Genomic DNA, 396 nt, shown 5'->3' on the forward strand with positions numbered 1-396 from the left:
GCCCCGGGGGGGGGGGAGGGTGGACGCTTCCAGGCCTTAATCTTTTTTCACCGCCTTCTCCGATCATCCGTGACAGCACCGGAACGAATGCCGTGTTGAGGCATTGGGCCGAGACGGATTTCGTAGAGGAGACAGAGAATGCGTAAGCTCATGGGTCTGGCGATCGTCGCCGGTGCGCTGCTGGTCAGCGCCTGCAACACCGTCGAAGGCGTGGGTCGCGACGTCAGCTCGGCGGGCAACACGGTCGCCAAGACGGCGGACGACGCCAAGTAAGCCCCTCACCCGGCTGACAGGCAAAAGGGCCTCGACGGACAGCGTCGGGGCCCTTTTTCGTTATGGGGTGGTGCCGGGGGTGAGTGAGGTCCCTTGGCCTTCGACTTCGCTCAGGCTGAACGG

Annotated in this window: 1 protein-coding gene; it reads left to right on the forward strand. The window is 64.1% G+C overall.

The window, feature by feature from the left end:
• Window positions 1–138: 138 nt before the first annotated feature.
• A complete protein-coding gene (locus SM191_RS19640) occupies window positions 139–273 on the forward strand; it encodes an entericidin A/B family lipoprotein (protein ID WP_007405456.1) in 135 nt (44 codons plus the stop codon).
• The last annotated feature ends 123 nt before the right edge of the window (window positions 274–396 follow it).

Origin of the sequence: Sphingomonas sp. 2378, assembly GCF_038084995.1 — a bacterium.
In the GTDB taxonomy this organism is placed as follows: Bacteria; Pseudomonadota; Alphaproteobacteria; order Sphingomonadales; family Sphingomonadaceae; genus Sphingomonas.

Excerpts from the sequence above, each read along its gene's own strand:
- SM191_RS19640 (WP_007405456.1), top strand. The coding sequence starts at position 139 with ATGCGTAAGCTCATGGGTCTGGCGATCGTCGCCGGTGCGCTGCTGGTC.